The 18,339-nt window shown below is 67.0% G+C and carries 16 protein-coding genes; 5 read left to right on the top strand and 11 right to left on the bottom strand.

The genetic code is table 11. The annotated features are described in order from the left end of the window. Window positions 1-2 precede the first annotated feature (2 nt). On the bottom strand, window positions 3-782 hold the full coding sequence (locus tag HNP52_RS07975; RefSeq protein WP_184165218.1) for a cyclase family protein: 780 nt from the start codon (window positions 780-782) through the stop codon (window positions 3-5). Between the two features lie 61 nt (window positions 783-843). Then, a complete protein-coding gene (locus HNP52_RS07980) occupies window positions 844-2,673 on the bottom strand; it encodes a tetratricopeptide repeat protein (RefSeq protein WP_184165220.1) in 1,830 nt (609 codons plus the stop codon). A gap of 127 nt (window positions 2,674-2,800) precedes the next feature. Between HNP52_RS07980 and HNP52_RS07985 the strand changes: the two genes are divergently transcribed. Further along, on the top strand, window positions 2,801-4,201 hold the full coding sequence (locus HNP52_RS07985) for an amidohydrolase family protein (protein ID WP_184165223.1): 1,401 nt from the start codon (window positions 2,801-2,803) through the stop codon (window positions 4,199-4,201). Window positions 4,202-4,460: 259 nt separating this feature from the next. Here the strand turns inward: HNP52_RS07985 and HNP52_RS07990 are convergent, their stop codons facing one another. Continuing rightward, window positions 4,461-4,934 (bottom strand): MarR family winged helix-turn-helix transcriptional regulator, encoded by a 474-nt coding sequence (locus HNP52_RS07990; protein ID WP_184165226.1) that lies wholly within the window; start codon window positions 4,932-4,934, stop codon window positions 4,461-4,463. A 348-nt stretch (window positions 4,935-5,282) separates the two neighbouring features. On the opposite strand from HNP52_RS07990, the gene HNP52_RS07995 reads away from it, so the two are divergent. After that, window positions 5,283-6,611: a Xaa-Pro peptidase family protein gene (locus tag HNP52_RS07995; protein WP_221416216.1), complete on the top strand. Its 1,329-nt coding sequence runs from the start codon at window positions 5,283-5,285 to the stop codon at window positions 6,609-6,611. A 232-nt stretch (window positions 6,612-6,843) separates the two neighbouring features. On the opposite strand, the gene HNP52_RS08000 is transcribed toward HNP52_RS07995, so the two are convergent. The 8 genes from HNP52_RS08000 to HNP52_RS08035 are packed head-to-tail and all read right to left on the bottom strand — an operon-like array spanning window position 6,844 to window position 14,373. Further along, window positions 6,844-8,019 (bottom strand): acyl-CoA dehydrogenase, encoded by a 1,176-nt coding sequence (locus tag HNP52_RS08000; RefSeq protein WP_184165230.1) that lies wholly within the window; start codon window positions 8,017-8,019, stop codon window positions 6,844-6,846. Window positions 8,020-8,031: 12 nt separating this feature from the next. After that, window positions 8,032-8,436 carry a RidA family protein gene (locus HNP52_RS08005; protein WP_184165233.1) on the bottom strand — a complete coding sequence of 135 codons (405 nt, stop codon included), beginning with the start codon at window positions 8,434-8,436 and terminating at the stop codon, window positions 8,032-8,034. After that, the gene (locus HNP52_RS08010) at window positions 8,433-8,837 is read right to left on the bottom strand and encodes a thioesterase family protein (RefSeq protein ID WP_184165236.1); all 405 of its coding nucleotides are present in this window, start codon (window positions 8,835-8,837) and stop codon (window positions 8,433-8,435) included. Before HNP52_RS08010 ends, HNP52_RS08005 begins: the two co-directional genes overlap by 4 nt. Then, window positions 8,837-10,003 carry an acyl-CoA dehydrogenase family protein gene (locus HNP52_RS08015; protein WP_184165238.1) on the bottom strand — a complete coding sequence of 389 codons (1,167 nt, stop codon included), beginning with the start codon at window positions 10,001-10,003 and terminating at the stop codon, window positions 8,837-8,839. Before HNP52_RS08015 ends, HNP52_RS08010 begins: the two co-directional genes overlap by 1 nt. Then, window positions 10,003-10,818, bottom strand: a complete 816-nt coding sequence (locus HNP52_RS08020) for an enoyl-CoA hydratase family protein (protein WP_184165240.1) — start codon at window positions 10,816-10,818, stop codon at window positions 10,003-10,005. Before HNP52_RS08020 ends, HNP52_RS08015 begins: the two co-directional genes overlap by 1 nt. Beyond that, on the bottom strand, window positions 10,815-11,306 hold the full coding sequence (locus tag HNP52_RS08025; protein ID WP_311768424.1) for a MarR family transcriptional regulator: 492 nt from the start codon (window positions 11,304-11,306) through the stop codon (window positions 10,815-10,817). The genes HNP52_RS08020 and HNP52_RS08025 overlap by 4 nt, the downstream gene beginning before the upstream one ends. Beyond that, window positions 11,303-12,070, bottom strand: coding sequence for an SDR family NAD(P)-dependent oxidoreductase (locus HNP52_RS08030; RefSeq protein ID WP_260396014.1), 768 nt, complete (start codon window positions 12,068-12,070; stop codon window positions 11,303-11,305). The genes HNP52_RS08025 and HNP52_RS08030 overlap by 4 nt, the downstream gene beginning before the upstream one ends. Then, entirely contained in the window at window positions 12,070-14,373 is a 2,304-nt protein-coding gene (locus tag HNP52_RS08035; protein WP_184165242.1) for a bifunctional salicylyl-CoA 5-hydroxylase/oxidoreductase, read from the bottom strand. Before HNP52_RS08035 ends, HNP52_RS08030 begins: the two co-directional genes overlap by 1 nt. Window positions 14,374-14,514: 141 nt before the next feature. Between HNP52_RS08035 and HNP52_RS08040 the strand changes: the two genes are divergently transcribed. The 3 genes from HNP52_RS08040 (at window position 14,515) to HNP52_RS08050 (ending at window position 18,339) form a co-directional block, all read left to right on the top strand. Next, a complete protein-coding gene (locus tag HNP52_RS08040; RefSeq protein ID WP_184165245.1) occupies window positions 14,515-15,684 on the top strand; it encodes a pyridoxal phosphate-dependent aminotransferase in 1,170 nt (389 codons plus the stop codon). A 121-nt stretch (window positions 15,685-15,805) separates the two neighbouring features. Then, complete coding sequence (locus tag HNP52_RS08045) at window positions 15,806-17,461, top strand: DUF885 family protein (RefSeq protein WP_184165247.1); 1,656 nt, start codon at window positions 15,806-15,808, stop codon at window positions 17,459-17,461. A 137-nt stretch (window positions 17,462-17,598) separates the two neighbouring features. Then, window positions 17,599-18,339, top strand: a complete 741-nt coding sequence (locus HNP52_RS08050; protein WP_184165250.1) for a 2OG-Fe dioxygenase family protein — start codon at window positions 17,599-17,601, stop codon at window positions 18,337-18,339.

An 18,339-nucleotide genomic window follows, 5' to 3' on the forward strand; every position in this document is an offset into this window, starting at 1 on the left:
GCTCAGCCCGCGACCAGCGCCAGCACGCGCAGCGGACTGCCCGATCCGCCCTTGATCTTGAGCGGGGTGGCCAGGATCACCGCGCCGGTCGGCGGCAGCAGGTCGAGATTCTCCAGGCACTGGAGCCCATAGCGCCCCGCCGCATGGAACAGCGTGTGCGCCGGATAGGCTGGGCTGAGCAGATGCGCCTGGCCTGCATCGGTGCCGATCGTCTCGACGCCCAGGCCATGCGCGTCGCGCGCGTCGATCAGGAACTGCACCGCCTCGGCCGAGGGCCCGGGCGTATGCGCGCCGTCCTCGCGGCGATTGGTATAGGCATCGACATCGCGCTTCGACCAGTCGGTGCGCAGCATAATCCAGCTGCGCGGCGGGATGCGGCCATGCTCGGCTTCCCATGCCTCGATATCCGCGACGGTGAGCAGATAGTCCGGATTCTCCGCCGACCTGGCCGAGATGTCGATCACCACGGCAGTGGCGATGAAGTCGGCCGGCGGCACGGTATCGACCGCGTTGTTGGGCAGGTCCTTGCCGGTGATCCAGTGGATCGGCGCATCGAAATGCGTGCCGGTATGCTCGCTGACGGTGAAGTTGTTCCAGTACCAGGCGACGCCGCGCTCGTCGTAGCGCGAGATTTCCTCCTGGCTGAACCCGGCGCACTGGCCGAACTCGGGCGGCAGGACGAGCGTGGGCGTGTCGGGCGACAGCGTCTGGGTCAGGTCGATCGTGCGGATCTCGCCCGATGCGATGCCCGCCGCGAAGATCTCGAGCGTCTGGCTGGTCATGGTCTGTCCTCCCTTTGGTGGGTGTGCGCGGTCATGCCGGCACTGTTGCGTGCGTGCCGGGTCATGCCGGCACGATGTCGAAGGCGATGGTGGTGCGGTGGCCGGCATCCTCGAACGGCACCGTCCCGTGGTAGAAATAGGAGGGGAACAGCACGAGCAGCCCCGGCTCGGGCCGGATCATCCGGGTGATCCGTTCGCGTTCCCCGAGCCGCAGCCCGGTCTCCCCGAACTTCAGCCAGCCCTGGCGATGGCGGGTCACCGCATCGGGCAGGGCGACATAGTAACAGGCGCTGATCCAGCCCTCGGGATGGATATGGTTCTCATGGAACCCCGAACTGCGCAGCCGCACCGACCAGGAGCCGGAAAAGGCGAAGCGGCCGGTGTTGCGGCTGAGGAAGGGATGATCGGCATCGCGGGGCAGGCCGGCGATCCACGCACGCACCCGCGTCTCGATCATCCCCCGCACTGTGGCGATCATCGGATCGGGCAGGGCGAACAGGTCGTCGCTGGTCTGGGTGCCGCCGCGCAGCGTCTGGTCGAGCGGGTGCTGCCGGTCGCGGTGCCAGGCAGTGAGCGCGGCATCGAGCCGCGCGTTGAAGCCGGCGTCCGGCTGGGGCAGCAGGCTGGCCGAGACCAGCCGCTCATCATCGTTGAGCCATGTCTCGCGCGGGTCGCCGGTGAAGCGCCAGCCCAGCCCCTGCAGCGCCAGCCCCTGCTGATCGAAGCGATCGGCGGCGAGCAGCGGCTCGAGCCGCTCCAAGGCCTCGGCCGGGCGATCGAGGATGATGCAGGCCCGCGCCGCCTCGCGAATCGCCGGTGCGAAATCGCCGGCCGTGTCGAACTGCGCCAGCGCGGTGTCGGCTTCTCCGAGCGACCAGCGTGCCCGGCCCAGCTGATGCTGCAGTTCCGGCCCGCCCCGATCGGCATGGGGGTCGAGCAATGCCGCGGCACCAGCCGCATCCCCGGCCAGCAACAGGCGATCGGCAAGGTCGCAGAGCAGTCCCTCGTCGTCCGGATACATTGCTAATGCTAGTCGATAGCTGGCCAACCAGGCATCGCCGCGCCCCTGCCGCCAGAGCAATCCGTTGAGCGATTCATGTGCAGCACGGTCGGTCGGGCGCAACGTGATCGCGCGCTCATAGGCGACGATCGCCGCATCGATCCGCCCGATATCCTGCAGGCAATGGCCGAGAGCATAGGCGATCTCCGGGCTGGCCGGGTCGCGCTCCGCCGCGCGGGCGAGCAGGACCAGTGCCTCGTCCCGCCAGCCGGCAAGCCGCAGCGCGACGCCCAGATTGTGCAGCGTCGGCACATGGTCTGGCCGCAGCGCCAGCGCGGTGCGGAAGGCAGTGATCGCATGGTCGAGCTCGCCCGCCGCGCGCCGTGCCTGGCCGAGCGTCGCCCAGGCACGGGCGTTGCGCGGATCGCGGCGGAGCAGCGGGGCGAGCGTGTCGCAGGCACCTGCCGCGTCGTCCGATCCGAGCAGCGCGATCGCCAGGTTCACCCGCGCTTCGTCATAGCCCGGTGCAAGCCGCAGCGCCTCGCGATAGGCGAGGGCCGCGCCCGCCGGATCGGCCAGGTCGAGCAGGCAGTTGCCGAGATTGTTGTGCACGTGCGGCTGGGCCGGATTGGCGGCGAGCGAACGGCGGAGCAGCGCAGCGGCATCGGCATTTCTCCCGGCCTGCCGAGCGATCATCCCGAGCAGCTGGAGCGCGTCGGGGTTCTCGGGGGCAAGGTCGAGCACGCGCAGCAGGATCGTCTCGGCCGGCTCCGGCTGCCCGCCGCGTGCCAATCCCATCGCATGCTGCAGCGCTTCGCCCAGCGCGCCCGCGCCAAGGCCGTGCTGCCCTGCCGGCGATGCCGGGCCTCCTTCCAGCCTTGTCTGCTTCATCCGCGCGATTCCCCGCACGGCCCCTCCCAAGCGGGGCCGCTGAGGAGCAAGCTTGCAAATGACCCTTGCCTCGTCAAGAGAATCACGCTTTAAATCATGTGTAATTGGGAATAATAGGGGTCGCGCCATGGTTGAGACGGGGACGCTGCGGGTCACGCGCAAGCATTTGCTGCAGGGAGCGGCGCTCTCCGCCGCCTTCCTGATCGGGGCGATCGCCCCGCATGTCGCGCATGCCCAGCAGCGCCCGATCCCCGAGACCAGCGACGATGTCCGCCGCGTGCCGATCCCGCCGATCGATCGCAGCAAGGAGCCGGTCGTCGTGCTCACCGGCGGTACGTTGCTCGACGGGCGGGGCGGCGCACCGATCGCCAATGCCGTGGTCGTGCTGCAGGGTGACCGGATCGTCGCTGCCGGACCGGCCGGCACGCCGGTGCCCGCCAATGCGGCGCGCACGATCGATGCCAGCGGCCTGTGGATCCTGCCCGGCCTGATCGACCTGCACATCCACTTCACCCAGCAGCGCGGCACCGACATGGGGCGCTATTCGGACAGTCCGGCTGCCGCCGCGATCCGCGGCACGATCCTGGCCGATCAGATGGTCACCGCCGGCATCACCGCCGCGCGCGACGTCGGCACGATGGATGACGTGGCGCTGCGCATCAAGGAAGCGGTCGATCGCGGCATGATCCGCGGCCCCCGCGTGCTATGGAGCGGCAAGCTGATCGCCAGCACCGGCGGGCATGGCGACGAAGTCACCTCCACCGCCACCGGGCGTGAAAAGCCCAATCTCGGCGGCGACCCGCACGGCGTCGACGGCCCCTGGGAATGGCGCAAGGCCGTGCGCGAGCAGGTCCGCCGCCTGTCCGACTGGATCAAGATCAGCGCGCCCGCCGACAAGGAAGAGCTCGCCGCCGCGATCGAGGAAGCCCATTCGCTCGGCGTCCCGGTCGCGATCGACAGCTATGGCCAATATACCGACTGGGCGATCGAGGCGGGCGTCGACACACTCGAGCATCCGCTGCTGCTCAGCGACAAGGCCGTGCCGCTGATGAAGAAGCACGGCACGGCCTTCGTCCCGACGATCGGCGCCTTCGACAATCTGCTGGAGGGCGGATACCCGACCGCAGGCATCCCGAGCGGCGGCTTCTACTACACCCATTCGCGCCGCTTCGTGATCAACCAGCAGGATCACCTCAAGCGGGTGAACGAAGCGTATCGCGCCGGCGTGCCGATCGGGGTGGGCACCGATATCCCGTTCGAGAATGAATGGCGCTATCCGGACGCCTATTTCCGCGAGCTCGATTATCTCCACCAGGCGGGGATGACCAATGCCGATGTCCTGGCTTCGGCCACCAGCGTCGGCGCGAAGATCCTGCGCATGGGCGACAAGCTCGGCACGATCGAGCCCGGCAAGATCGCCGATATCCTGATCGTCGGTGCCAACCCGCTCGATTCGCTGAAGAATCTCCGTGACGTCCGCTATGTCATCGCGGACGGCAAGTTGGTGGTGGAGGGCAGGGCTCGGTAGCCCGAGGCACGTTACTATCCCGTCATCGGCGCACACTAGATCGTCATCCCGCGCATCAGTCCCGTCATCCCCGCGAAGGCGGGGATCCAGGGTAGTTCGGGATATAGAAGCAATTGAGCGGATGGCCGCCGGAGCCTTGCTCGGCCAGCCGCACGCTTCTTGCCCGCGGCTCTGGATCCCCGCCTTCGCGGGGATGACGGAATTCAGGTGGTGCGGGACGGAAGGTCCCGAACCCGGCTCGCTCGAGCCGGGCTTCTTCTCACTCGATCGGCAGCTTGCTCAAATTCGCACTGATCTTCTGCAGCGTGCGGAGCAGATGGGCGATGTCGCGGTCGCTCACCCCGTCCATCGCGCGGGTGAACTGGCGGCCGACGATTGGCGTCAGCTTGCGCAGCGTCTGCTGGCCTGCCGGGGTCAGCGTCACTTCGGTGATGCGGTTGTCCTCGGGGTTCGGTTCGGTGGTGACGAGGCCCTGCTCGACCATCCGGTCGATGATCCGGCTGATCGTCGAGCGCTTGGTCAGCGCCGCCTCGGCAATCGCGCCGATGCTGGCCGGCTGGCGCTCGCGCAGCACGGTCATCACCCGGTAGATCGGCTTGGACACGCCATGCTTGTGCAGCACGATGTCCATGTCCTCGTGATATTTGAAGTCGGCGTGCGCCATCAGGTAGAATGGCGAGTTTTCCAGGCGAAAATTGGGACTGCTCGGGTCGTAGACGGTGCGATTGTCCATCAGGTCCTCTGCCGCTCTTGTGGTTCTCTTCAGCGCACTCGTGGCCATGTTTCCCTCAATCTTTCCGCAGGATCAAGACGTTGCGCCGGGCCGGACGGTGCATGCAGACGGGTTAGTCGAAAACATATGCATTTGCACCTATCAATATGCATTCCCGCCCGAACGGGCCGGTAGCGGCTTGCCCGCCCGGCCTTGCAGGCAGGACGGTGGCGGGATTCGATCCTGATCCTTTTCGGAGCGCCCCATGCCGATCGATCGGCAAAATATCAACGATAATCGCGTGATTATTGTTCCATTTCCGTTGCGGTCCTGTCACGTTCCTCAAGAGGAAATCATGGGAGAACCACCTTGTCGTTCAAGCCTTTGCGCCGGCTGGCCCTGCCGCTCGCGATCCTGCCGCTGCTCGCCGCGCTGCCCGCGCAGGGCCAGGAAGCAAAGCGCCGCTGGGACCAGATGTGCCAGATCCGCAAGGACAAGCTCGACCTGATCCTGCCCGAGGTGATGCGCGAGAACCGGATCGACATGTGGATCGTCGCCTCGCGTGAGGGGCATGACGATCCCAATGCCGCGCTGCTCGGCGGCGGCTATGTCGGGGATATCGGCTATTATGTCTTCGCCGATCGCACCGGCAGCGGCCGGATCGAGCGCACGGCGATGGGGATCGGCGGGGCAGGGTTCGATCAATGCCCGATCTATGATCTGAAGGTATCGCCCGCCGAGCTGCGCAAGTTCGTCGAGGCGCGCGATCCGAAGCGGATCGGCATCAATGTCGCCTCCGAGATCGGCACTGCGGACGGGCTCAGCCATTCGCTGCATGCAAAGCTGGTCGAGACGCTCGGCCCGGTGCTGGTCGGGCGGCTGGTCCCGGCCGAGAAGCTGGTTTCCGATTTCCGCGCCCGTCACTCCGTCAATGAGATCGCCGCCTTCACCAAAGCCGGGGAGTATTCGCGCACCATCCTGGAGCGCGCGCTTTCCAACGAGGTGATCGTGCCTGGCCACACCACCACCGGTGATGTCGCCTGGTGGATGATGGAGCAACTCCACAAGGAGGGACTGGGCAGCAGCTTCGGCTTGCCGAGCATCTACATCCTCGGCCCCGGCGAGCGCGGGCCGGTCTCGGGCGATCATGTCATCCAGCCGGGGGACCTGATCACGGTCGACTGGGGCGTGAATTACCTGTTCTACTATACCGACATGAAGCGCATGGCCTATGTGCTCAAGCCTGGCGAGAACGCGGCGCCGGCCGGGGTGCAGCGTGCCTATGACAAGGCGCAGGACATCCGCCGGATGATCCTCGACGTCATCCGCCCCGGCGTCACCGCGGGCGATGCGCTGGCGGCGGTCAACAAGCGCGTGGCGGAAACGCCGGGGCTGGTGCTCGGCCGCTATGATGATCCGAGCAAGGACATGAAGGTCTCCGACGTGGTGATCGGCAGCCATTCGGTGGGCGATTGGGGCCATGGCTCGGGTCCGTCGATCGCCGACTTCAACCCGCTGCGCATGACCTATCAGCTGCGGCCGACCAACTTCCTGTCGATCGAGCTGTTCCTCTATACGCAGGTGCCCGAATGGGGCCCGCGCAAGATCAAGATCCCGCTTGAGGACAATGGCGTGGTCACCGATCGCGGCTTCGAATGGGCCTATCCGCCCAACAGCCGCATCCTGCTGGTGAAGTAGGCTTGCAATGTAGGATTTCACCTGCTCGGCTCGGGCGGCCGGACCTCAGGGGCCGGCCGCTCTTTGTCTTGTTGGAAAGATAGGATCATCCACGCGCAAGGATGTTGCGAGATCCGGCGCGCTTGCGGGAACTATGTCAACTTGAGGTGCCGAAAAACCCGCTCTTGCCCTGTACTTCGTGTACTTTGGCGAGTCGGCCGCCGGCCCGCTGTAGGAAGCGGGCCGGGCAAGATCAGAAGGCGGCGATCCCGGTGATAGCACGGCCGAGGATCAGCGCATGCACGTCGTGCGTGCCTTCATAGGTGTTGACCGTTTCCAGGTTCATCGCGTGGCGCATCACCTGGAACTCGCCCGAGATGCCGTTGCCGCCATGCATGTCCCGCGCGGCCCGGGCGATGTCGAGCGCCTTGCCGACATTGTTGCGCTTTACGATCGAGATCATCTCCGGCGCGAACTGGCCGGCGTCGATCAGCCGCCCGACGCGCAGCGAGGCCTGCAGGCCGAGCGTGATCTCGGTCTCCATGTCGGCCAGCTTCTTCTGGAAAAGCTGGGTCGCGGCGAGCGGGCGACCGAACTGGTGGCGGTCCAGCCCATATTGCCGGGCAGCGTGGAAGCAGAACTCGGCGGCGCCCAGCGCGCCCCAGCTGATCCCGTAGCGGGCGCGGTTGAGGCAGGAGAAGGGGCCCTTGAGCCCCTCGACCCCGGGCAGCAGCGCGTCCTCGGGCACCTCGACATCGTCGAGCTGGATCATCCCGGTGATCGAGGCGCGCAGGCTCAGCTTGCCCTCGATCTTGGGCGCGGACAGGCCCTTGAGCCCCTTGTCGAGCACGAAGCCGCGGATCGCCCCGCCGTGCGCGTCGGACTTCGCCCAGACGACGAAGACGTCGGCGATCGGGGCGTTGGAGATCCAGGTCTTGGCGCCGTTCAGCCGGTAGCCGCCGTCGATCCTGGTGGCGCGCGTCCGCATGCCGCCGGGGTCGGAGCCGGCATCGGGTTCGGTCAGGCCGAAGCAGCCGATCCACTCGCCGCTGGCCAGCCTGGGCAGGTAGCGCAGCCGCTGTTCCTCGGAGCCGAAGGCATGGATCGGGTACATGACCAGGCTCGACTGCACGCTCATCATCGAGCGGTAGCCCGAGTCCACCCGCTCGACCTCGCGGGCGATCAGGCCATAGGCGACATAGGATGCGCCGACGCCGCCATAGGCTTCGGGGATGGTCGGCCCGAGCAGCCCGAGTTCGCCCATCTCGCGGAAGATGGCCGGATCGGTGACTTCCCGGTCGAACGCCTCGATTGCTCGCGGCGCGAGCCGTGCCTGGGCATAGTCGCGCGCGGTGTCGCGGATCATCCGCTCCTCATCCTCCAGCTGCGCATCGAGCAGCAGGGGATCGGCCCAGTCGAATTTCTGCATGTCAGGCTTTCCTCAGGCGGTGGGGACGACCGCGATCGTCTCGATCTCGACCTTGGCTTGGGCTTCGACCAGCGCGGCGACCTGGACCACGGCCATCGCCGGATAGTTGCGGCCGATCAGCTCGCGATAGGCGGCGCCGATCTCGGCGATCTGGGCGAGATACTCGTCGCGGCTGGTGACGTACCAGGTCATCCGGACGATATGCTCCGGGCCGGCGCCACCCTCGGCGAGGATCGCCAGCGTGTTGACCAGTACCTGGCGGAACTGCCCGGCGAGATCGGAGGCGACGAAGCGCTCCTCCTCGTCCCAGCCGACCACGCCGGCGGTGAACACCATCCGGCCATTGGCTGCGATGCCGTTGGCATAGCCGCGCGGGCGCTTCCAGCCGGGAGGGAGCAGGCTCTGATGGGCGGTCATTGGCATTCCGTTTCAAGGCGTTGGCGATATTCGGGAGGCCAGGGCTGGGACTTGCCGCCGGCAAGCGCGATCAGCACCTGGGTCAGGCGGACGCTGAAGCGCGGCGCGCCCTCGCAGGTAACCTCGATCTCGAGGTCGATCGAGCTGTTGCCGACCCGGGTGAGCTGCACCGCGAAATCGAGCCGGTCGCCCAGCTTGCTCGGCGCGGTGAAGGTGGAGGCGAGGCTGACGGTAGGCAGGCCGAGTCCGCGGCCCATGTGCATCGCCTGCCGGTCGTCGCCGAGCACCGCCGGTGTCCAGTCTTCCACCGCGGCGTCGCACAGCTCGAGGCAGCGCGGGTAGAAGGCGATCCCCGCCGGGTCGCAGTGCGCGAAGCGCAGGGGGTAGGAGACGCGGAACATCAGCCCGCGCTCTGGGCGAGGTGCTGGCGGGCGATGACGATCTTCTGCACCTCGGATGCGCCCTCATAGATGCGCAGTGCCCGTACCTCCCGGTACAGCGCCTCCACCGGCGCGCCGACGGTGACGCCCAGGCCGCCGAAGATCTGCACCGCCTTGTCGATCACCTGCTGGGCGCTGTCGGTGGCGTGGAGCTTGGCCAGCGCCGCCTCGCGGGTGTTGCGCTGCCCCTGCACGTCGCGCAGCCAGCCGGCGCGGTAGATCAGCAGTGCGGCGGTATCGATGTCGAGCACCATCTCGGCGAGCTTCGACTGGGTCACCGGATTGTCGGCCAGCGTGCCGTCGCCCAGCTTGCGGCTGCGGGCCCGCGCCGTCGCCTCGTCGAGCGCGCGCCGGGCAAAGCCCAGCGCCGCCGCGCCCACGGTGGTGCGGAAGATGTCGAGCGTCGCCATCGCCGCCGCGAAGCCGCGCCCGGCTTCACCGAGCAGTGCGTCGGCGGGCAGCGCCATATCGGTGAATTCGAGCGTGGCGAGCGGGTGCGGCGCGATCACTTCGATCCGCTCGGTGACGCGCAGGCCGGCCGTATCCGCATCGACGACAAAGGCGGAAATGCCCTTGGCCCCCGGCGCCTCGCCGGTGCGGGCGAAGAGGACGTAGTAGTCCGCGATGCCGCCATTCGAGATATAGGTCTTGGCGCCGTTGACCCGCCAGCCGTCGGCGGCGCGTTCGGCCAGCGTCTCCATCGAGGCGACGTCGGAGCCCGAGCCCGGCTCGGTCAGCGCGAAGGCGGCGATCTTCTCGCCCCGCGCCACGGCGGGGAGATAGACGGCCTTCTGCGCCTCGGTGCCGAACAGCGAGATCGTGCCCGAACCCAGCCCCTGCATGGCAAAGGCGAAGTCGGCCAGCCCCGAATGCCGCGCCAGCGTCTCGCGGATCAGCGCCAGCGAGCGGATGTCGAGCGTGTCGTGCACGCCGCCCCAGGCAGCCGGCACGCAGTAGCGCAGCCAGCCGCCGTCGCCGAGCGCACGGACCAGCCGGCGGCATTCGGCGTCGACGTCCGCGCCGTGGTGATCGGAGAGGTTGGCGGTGCACCAGGTCTCCAGCGCATCGGCCAGCTTGCGATGCCCGTCGTCGAGGAAGGGCCAATCGAGGAAGCTGCGGTCGGCCATCAGTCGCCCTCGAACGCCGGAGTACGCTTATCCGCGAACGCTTCGAAGGCGCGACGGAAGTCCTTTGTTGCCATGCAGATTGCCTGGGCTTGCGCTTCCATTTCGATCGCAGTTTCGACGCTTACCGCCCATTCCACGTTCAACTGGGTCTTGGTGATGCCGTGCGCGAAGGTCGGGCCGGCGGCGATGCTGCGGGCCAGCGCCAGCGCTTCGTCGAGCAGGCTCTCGGCTGGTACCAGCCGGTTGTGGAAGCCCCAGCGCTCGCCTTCGTCGGCGGACATCATCCGGCCGGTGTAGAGCAGGTCGGAGGCGCGGCCCTGGCCGATGATCCGCGGCAGGATCGCGCAGGCGCCCATGTCGCAGCCGGCGAGGCCAACCCGGGTGAACAGGAAGGCGGTCTTCGCCGCCGGCGTGGCGAGGCGCAGGTCCGATGCCATCGCCATGATCGCCCCGGCACCGACGCAGATTCCGTCGATCGCCGCGACGATCGGCTGCGGGCAGGCACGCATCGCCTTGACCAGATCGCCGGTCATCCGGGTGAAAGCGAGCAGCTCGGGCATCGCCATCTCGGTCAGCGGCCCGATGATCTCGTGCACGTCGCCGCCAGAGGAGAAATTGCCCCCCGCGCCGGTGACGACCACGGCCTTGACCTGCGGCGTGTAGACGAGGTCGCGGAAGGTATCGCGCAGCTCGGCATAGCTTTCGAAGGTCAGCGGGTTCTTCCGTTCGGGCCGGTTGAGCGTAACGGTCGCCACCCCCTCGCTGAAGGCCCAGCCGAAATGCTCCGGTGCGAAGCTGGTCGGATCCATGGTCATTCCTCTCCTCCTTCGGCGGCGAGCGAGTCCTTGAGCACGCCCAGAAGCTGGTGAAGCTGGCCGCGTTCCTCGCGGTCCAGCCCGGCCAGCATCGCTTCGATCCATTCGTGATGCGCCTCGGCCAGGCCCGCGAAGCATTCGCGCCCGAGCTGGGTGAGCCGCGCGACCGAAGAGCGGCCGTCGGTAGGCGAGGGCGCCAGGCTCACATAGCGATCGCGCACCAGCACCTGGACGACGCCGGTGACATTGCCGTTCGAGACGAGCAACGCCTGCGAAAGCTGGCCCATCGTCATCCCCTCGGGATGCCGGTCGAGCGCGGCCATCACGTCGAAGCGGGGCAGGGTGACGCCATATTGGTCGGCAAAGCGGCGCTTGAGGCGCTTCTCGATCACCGTGGTGCAGGTCAGCAGCCGCAACCACAGCCGCACGCTGCCGCGATCGTCGAGCGCGCCGTCATGCTTCTCGCGCAGCGAGGCGGCGCGGCTCACATCACTTCTCCACCGGCGATCGGGATCGCCTGGCCGGTCACCGACGCACTGGCCGGCAGGCACAGCCACACCGCCGCCGCCGCCACTTCCTCGGGCGTGATGAGCCGCTTCTGGGGATTATGCTTGGTCAACTCGGCCAGCGCCTCGGCTTCGCTGCGGCCGGTGCGGCTGGTGATCGTCTCGACCGCCTTCGCCACGATGTCGGTATCGGTGAAGCCGGGGCAGAGGGCGTTGGCGGTGAGCGGCGTCGCGGCGAATTCGGCGGCGAGCGCGCGCATCAGCCCGATCGCACCATGCTTGGAGGCGACATAGGGCGCGGTATAGCCATAGCCCTTGAGGCCGGCGGTGGAGGCCACGGTGACGATCCGCCCGGCCGGCGCCGCGAGCAGGTCGGGCAGGGCGGCCTGGCAGCAATCGAACAGCGCATCGAGATTGGTCGCCATCGTCGTGCGCCAGGCCTCTGCCGTAACCCTTGCGAAGGGCGCGCTCGGGGCGATGCCGGCATTGTTGACCAGGATGCCGATCGGGCCGTGCGCCGCCCGGGCGGCATCGAACGCGGCGTCGATCGAGGCGCGGTCGGTCACGTCGGCGGGCACGGTGATCGCGCCGGGTATGGTCGCGGCGACCGCTTCCAGTGCATCGAGCCTACGCCCGAGCAATGTCAGTCGGGCACCTTCTTCGGCCAGCGCGCGGGCTATCGCCGCACCGATCCCCGATCCGCCGCCGGTAACGACCGCATGGATATCCTTGAGGCGCATCGCCATCAGCTCCGGAGGGCCGCGTCGGTCTCGGCGGCGCGTTGCAGGTTGCGGGCGAGCTGGCTCATCCCACCGAGATATTGGGGCGGCACGCGCACCCCGCGATAGCCGTGCTGGGCGGCGGCGCGCAGCGTCCACATCGGATCGACCATGTGCGGCCGTCCGATCGCGACCAAGTCGGCGCGGCCGGCGGCGAGGATCGAATTGGCGTGGTCGGTCTCGAAGATATTGCCCACCGCCATGGTCGAGACGCGCGCCTCGTTGCGGATCTTGTCGGCAAAGGGCGTCTGGAACATGCGGCCATAGACCGGCTTGCACTCGGCCCAGGTCTGGCCGGCGGATACGTCGATCAGGTCTGCGCCCGCTTCGCTGAAAGCGCGGGCGATCTCCACCGCTTCCTCGGGCGTGACGCCCTGGTCGCCCATCCAGTCGGTTGCCGAGATGCGCACCGACATCGGTCGCTCGGCAGGCCAGGCGGCGCGCATCGCCGCGAATATCTCGAGCGGATAGCGCAGGCGGTTCTCCAGACTGCCGCCATAGTCGTCGGTGCGGGTGTTCTGGAGCGGGGTGATGAAGCTCGAGAGCAGATATCCGTGCGCGGCGTGCAGCTCGATCATGTCGAAGCCGGCGTCCACCGCCATCCGCGCCGCGGCGACGAACTGGTCGCGCACCCTATCCATGTCGGCGCGGGTCATCGGCCGGGGCGTCGCGTTGCCCGCACTCCACGCCACGTCGGAGGCGGCGATCAGCGGCCAGTTTCCGCTGTCGAGCGGCTGGTCCATGCCTTCCCAGCCGATCTTCGTCGAGCCCTTGGCGCCCGAATGGCCGAGCTGGAGGCAGATCTTCGCGCCGCTGTTCGCATGGACGAAATCGGTGACCCGCCGCCACGCAGCGACATGTTCGGGCGCGTACATGCCCGGACAGCCCGGCGTGATCCGTCCCTCGGGCGAGACACAGGTCATCTCGGTATAGACCAGCCCGGCGCCGCCCTGCGCACGCGTGCCGTAATGGACGAGGTGGAAGTCGGTCGGCGTGCCGTCCACCGCCGAGTACATCGCCATCGGCGAGACGACGACGCGGTTGTCCAGCACCATCTCGCGCAGCCTGTACGGGGCGAACATCGGCGGCACCGGCTTGTCGCCCTTGCCGCCCGGCGCCTGCGCCTGGAACCAGCGCTCGACGCCTTCCAGCCATTCGGGATCGCGCATTCGCAAATTCTCGTGGCTCACACGCTGCGAGCGGGTGAGCAGCGAATAGGCGAACTGGATCGGCGCGAAGGGCAGGTAGCGGTCGAGCGTCTCGAACCATTCGGTCGAGTTGCGCGCGCTGTTCTGCAGCTTGAGCACCTCGACGCTGCGTTCGGCCTGGTATTCGGCGAGCGCCTGTTCGCGGCCGAGCCCGGGGCGGTTGAGCACCTCGGCCAGCTTGATCGCGTCCTCCAGCGCCAGCTTGGTGCCCGATCCGATCGAGAAATGCGCAGTATGCGCCGCGTCGCCGAGCAGGATCAGCTTGTCGTACGACCAGCGCCCGGTGACGATCCGGCGGAAGTTGAGCCAGGCCGCCGATCCGCGCAGATGGCCGGCGTTGGACATCAGCGCATTGCCGTCCAGATATTTGCCGAACACGCGCTCGCTGAACGCGATTGCGTCGTCCTGGCCCGCCTGGTCGAGGCCGAGCCCCTGCCAGGTCTCCGGCGCCATCTCGACGATGAAGGTCGAGAGGCTGTCGTCGAAGCGATAGGCATGCGCCCACACCCACCCTTCCGGCAGCTGCTCGAAGGCGAAGGTGAAGGCGTCGAACACCTTGTGGGTACCGAGCCAGATATATTTGTTGCGGCGCGGCTGGATGTCGATGTCGAAATGCTCGGCATAGCGGTCGCGGATACGGCTGTTGGCGCCGTCGGCGACGATGACCAGGTCATAGTCCGCCCAATCTGCCAGGTCGTCGCTCGCCTCATGCTCGAAATGGAGCTGCACGCCGAGATCGCGGGCGCGCTCCTGCAGGATCGACAGCAGCCGCTTGCGGCCAATACCGATGAAGCCGTGCCCCGAGGACCGGATGCACTCGCCATGGATATGGACGTCGATATCGTCCCAATGCGCGAACTCGCCACGGATCGTATCGCCGCTGACGGGATCGTTGGCCATCAGGTTCTCGACCGTCTGGTCGGAGAAGACCACGCCCCAGCCGAACGTGTCGTCGGCCCGGTTGCGCTCGAACACATGCACCTCGTGGTCGCTGTCGCGCACCTTCATCGAGATGGCGAAATAGAGCCCCGCCGGCCCGCCGCCCACGCATGCGATCTTCATCGAGCAAACTCCATCGCCGCGACTCCAGTCCGTCTCAATCTAACGCCGCCAGGCTAAATGCTTCAAGTATGAAATTTCAAGCTTGAAATATCATATATCACGCAATTATTCACGGTTATCAGAGTCGCGAAGGGGTCGAGAATGAAGTGGCCGGCACAGCGCCTTACGGGCGGATCGAAGAAGAGCTTCGGCATGTATGACGAAGCGTCCAAGCTGGATGCGGCGGGGGTGGATCTGATCCATCTCGAGTTCGGCCGGCCGCACGCGGATACGCCGCTGCACATCAAGGAGGCCGCCAAGGCGGCGCTCGATGCCGGCATCGTCCATTATGGCGATTTCCGCGGCACGCTCTCCTTCCGCCAGGCGCTGGTGAAGAAGCTCACCGAGTTCAACAAGCTCGACTACGGCGTCGACGAGGTACTGGTGTGCAACGGGCTCACCCATGCTTCCTTCGCCGCCTTCATGGCCGCGATCGATCCGGGCGACGAAGTGATCCTGCTCGATCCCTATTATCCCCAGCATATCGGCAAGACAGAGCTGGCGGGCGGCAAGGTGGTGATCGCCGGGCTCGACAAGGCGGACAATTTCGCGATCTCGAAAGAGAAGATCGAAGCGAAGATCACCGATCGCACGCGGATGATCGTACTGGTCAATCCGGCCAACCCGACGGGCCGGGTCTATAGCCGCGAGGAGCTGCAGCATGTCGCCGATCTGGCGATCGAGCATGACCTGCTGGTGCTGTCCGACGAGGTTTACGAGTACATCACCTATGGCAAGGCGGAGCATGTCAGCATCGCCAGCCTGCCCGGCATGCGCGAGCGGACGATCACCTGCTTCGCCTTCACCAAGGCCTATTCGATGGACGGCTGGCGGATCGGGTATCTGACCGCTGATGCGAAGCTGATGCCCGCGATCATGCGCATCACGATGACCGACGTGACCCATGTGAACGTCTTCATCCAGGAGGGCGCGCGTGCAGCGGTCGAGGGACCGCAGGATGCGATGCTGGCGATGGTCGAGGCCGATCGCCGCAAGCGCGACATCGTCGTCCAGGCGCTGAATCAGATGCCCGGCGTCACCTGCGCCGAGCCCGAGGGCACGATCTATGCCTTTCCGGACATCAGCGGCACCGGCCGCTCCTCTCAGGACCTCGCCATGGCGATCCTCAAGGAAGCGCATGTCGTGGTCGAGTCCGGCAGCTTCTACGGGCCGGGCGGGGAAGGGCATCTGCGCGTCTGCTTCGGATCGGAGTCCGAGGCGCGGGTGGCCGAGGCGATGGAGCGGCTGGGGCGGTTCTTCAACACGCTATGAGGCGCATTTCCTCGTCATCCCGGCCTTGAGCCGGGGTCCCGCTGCCTCCGGTCGCGAGAAAGAGCGGGCCCCCGGCTCGAGACCGGGGTGACGACAGGTTTCAATTCGGGGAGAAAATAGGATGAAGAAGCGTCTGGGTCTTGCCGCCGTCTTACTGGCCTTGCCGGCGCTTCCGATCCCTATCGCGCCGCCCGCACATGCCCAGGCGGAAACCCCCGCTGCACAGGGCTATGGCGCGCTGGTCGCGCTCTACAACGAATTCCGCGCCTTCGTGCCGCCGCCGATGGTCAAGGGGGTGCCCGACTATTCGCCCGCGACGATGGCCCGCCACTATGCCGAGTTGCAGCGCTTCGAGGCGCGGCTGGCAGCGATCGACGACAGCAAATGGCCGGTCCCGCAGCGCGTCGATTACATGGTCGTGCTCGTCGAGATGCGCGGGCTCGAGTTCCAGCACCGGGTGATGCAGCCCTGGAAGCGCGACCCCGCCTTCTACAGCACCACCAATCTCGGCTTCGGTCCGAAGATGCACGGCGCCATAGCCATTCCGAAACTGCCGATCGCCAGGGACAAGGCCGAGGTGTTGGCGGCGAAGCTCGACGCGGTGCCGGAAGCCCTGCGCCAGGCGCGCGCAAACCTCACCGATGCGCGGGGCGATCTCGCAAGGCTGGCGATCGTCCAGAAGCAGGTCGAGGTGAACGTCTATGGCGAGCTGGCCGCCCAGGCGGCGAAGCTCCAGCCTTCGCTCGTCGCGCCGGCGAAGCGCGCCCAGGCCGCGGCGGCCGAGTTCAAGGCCTGGCTCGAGGGCATCGAGGCCGGGCTGCCCGCTTATGGCGGTGTCGGCGCTGAGAACTATGCCTGGTATCTCAAGCATGTGCTGCTGCTGCCCTATACGCCCGACGAAATCCGGGTGATCGGCGAGCGCGAATATCAGCGGCAGCTCGCGTTCCTGAAGATCGAGGAACATCGCAACCGGGCGATCCCGATGCCCGAGCCGGTCAAGACCCGCGCCGAGTTCGACTCCAAGCGCAGGCAAGAGGACGAGGACCTGCTCAGGTTCCTGCGCGATGGCCAGTGGGTGACGATCCCGGACTATGTGAAGCATGACCCGGAGGAGGGGCCGTACCAGTTCCCCTTTGAAAAGGATCCGTCCAAGCCGGGCCTGTTCGATCCGCCGCAGCATCTCCACTTCTTCTTCCAGGCCGAGTTCCGCGACGGCCGTCCGCTGCGCGCGCACAACCTGCCGGGCCATGCCTTTGACGCGCTGCAGGCGGCGCGCGACACGCGGCCGGTGCGCGGCCAGTCTCGGCTGTTCTTCGTCAACGGCCTGCGCAACGAAGGCTGGGCCTTCTACCTCGAGGAGTTCCTGATCCAGTCGGGCATGCTCGAGGATCGCCCCAAGGCGCGCGAGATCGACTATATCCTCGGCGCCAAGCGTGCCGCGCGCATCCTGCCCGAGTTGAAGATGCAGGCGAACGAATGGACCTGGCAGCAGGCCAACGCCTCGCTGGTCTCGCGCACCCCCAAATGGATGGCTCCGGGGGACGCGGTCGCCCAGTTCGATATCGAACTCTATTTGCGCCAGCCCGGCTATGGCATCGGCTATTATATGGGCAAGGTCGAGCTGGAGAAGCTGCTCGCCGATGTCGCGATGCAGGAAGGCGACAGGTTCGACATCAAGTCGTTCCATGATCGCTTCCGTGCTGCCGGTTCGATCCCGATCTCGCTGATCCGCTGGGAAATGACGGGCAAGGACGATGAGGTCCGCGCCTTGCGATGACCAGCGAATGTGCTGACGGCATGCGGCCCGGGCGGCATTTTCGCGGCGCTGGTCGGGTGGGGCGATCCCTGTGACCGAAGTCTGGCTTGCGGTGCGCCGGGCATGGGCGCATGGAAGCCGCACGAACGGGACGAGGCATGGATTTCAGCGCAATTGCGGGACCAGGCGCCGGGCTGGCGCAGCAGCTTGCCGACAAGGGCTATGTGCATGTCGATGCCGCGGATTTCCGCGCGATGGCGCATGCCGCCGACCCGGCGGAATTCGCGCGCTTCGCGGCGAGTTGGGACGATCTCGCCCAGGACGAGTATATGGCGGACGGCGGCCGCTATCGTCGTCGGCGCTATGCTGCGTTCACCTTCCAGGGCGCGCGGGCGGTGCGCAAGCCGCACCAGCCGCATTTCCAGAGCATCGACTATAACCCGCTGAACGGCGACACCCAGCGCTGGTTCGCGCCTGCGACCGATGCGCTGGTCGAGCTTCCGATCACGCGCAACCTGTTTGCCCTGTGCACGCCGCTATTCTCGGCGCTTGATGGCGATCCTGAACAGCGCTGGGACGGCGAATTCCACCAGTTCCGGATCGAGGCGCTGGGCGGAGAGGCGGGGCAGCCGACGCCCGAGGGCATGCACCGCGACGGGGTGGACTGGGTGCTCGTCATGCTGGTCGACCGGCGCAATGTCGAGGCCGGCACCACCCATATCATCGACGAGGCGGGCCGGCGGGACAGCTTTACGCTGGTTACCCCGGGCGAGGCAGTATTGCTTGATGATCGCCGGATCCGGCACGGCGTTACCGCGATCCACGCGCTGGACCCGGCCCTTTCCGCTTGCCGGGACGTGCTGGTGGTTACCTGGCGCCGGGCCCGGCGCCAGGATTAG

Source organism: Sphingomonas kyeonggiensis (assembly GCF_014204495.1).
In the GTDB taxonomy this organism is placed as follows: Bacteria; Pseudomonadota; Alphaproteobacteria; order Sphingomonadales; family Sphingomonadaceae; genus Sphingomonas; species Sphingomonas kyeonggiensis_A.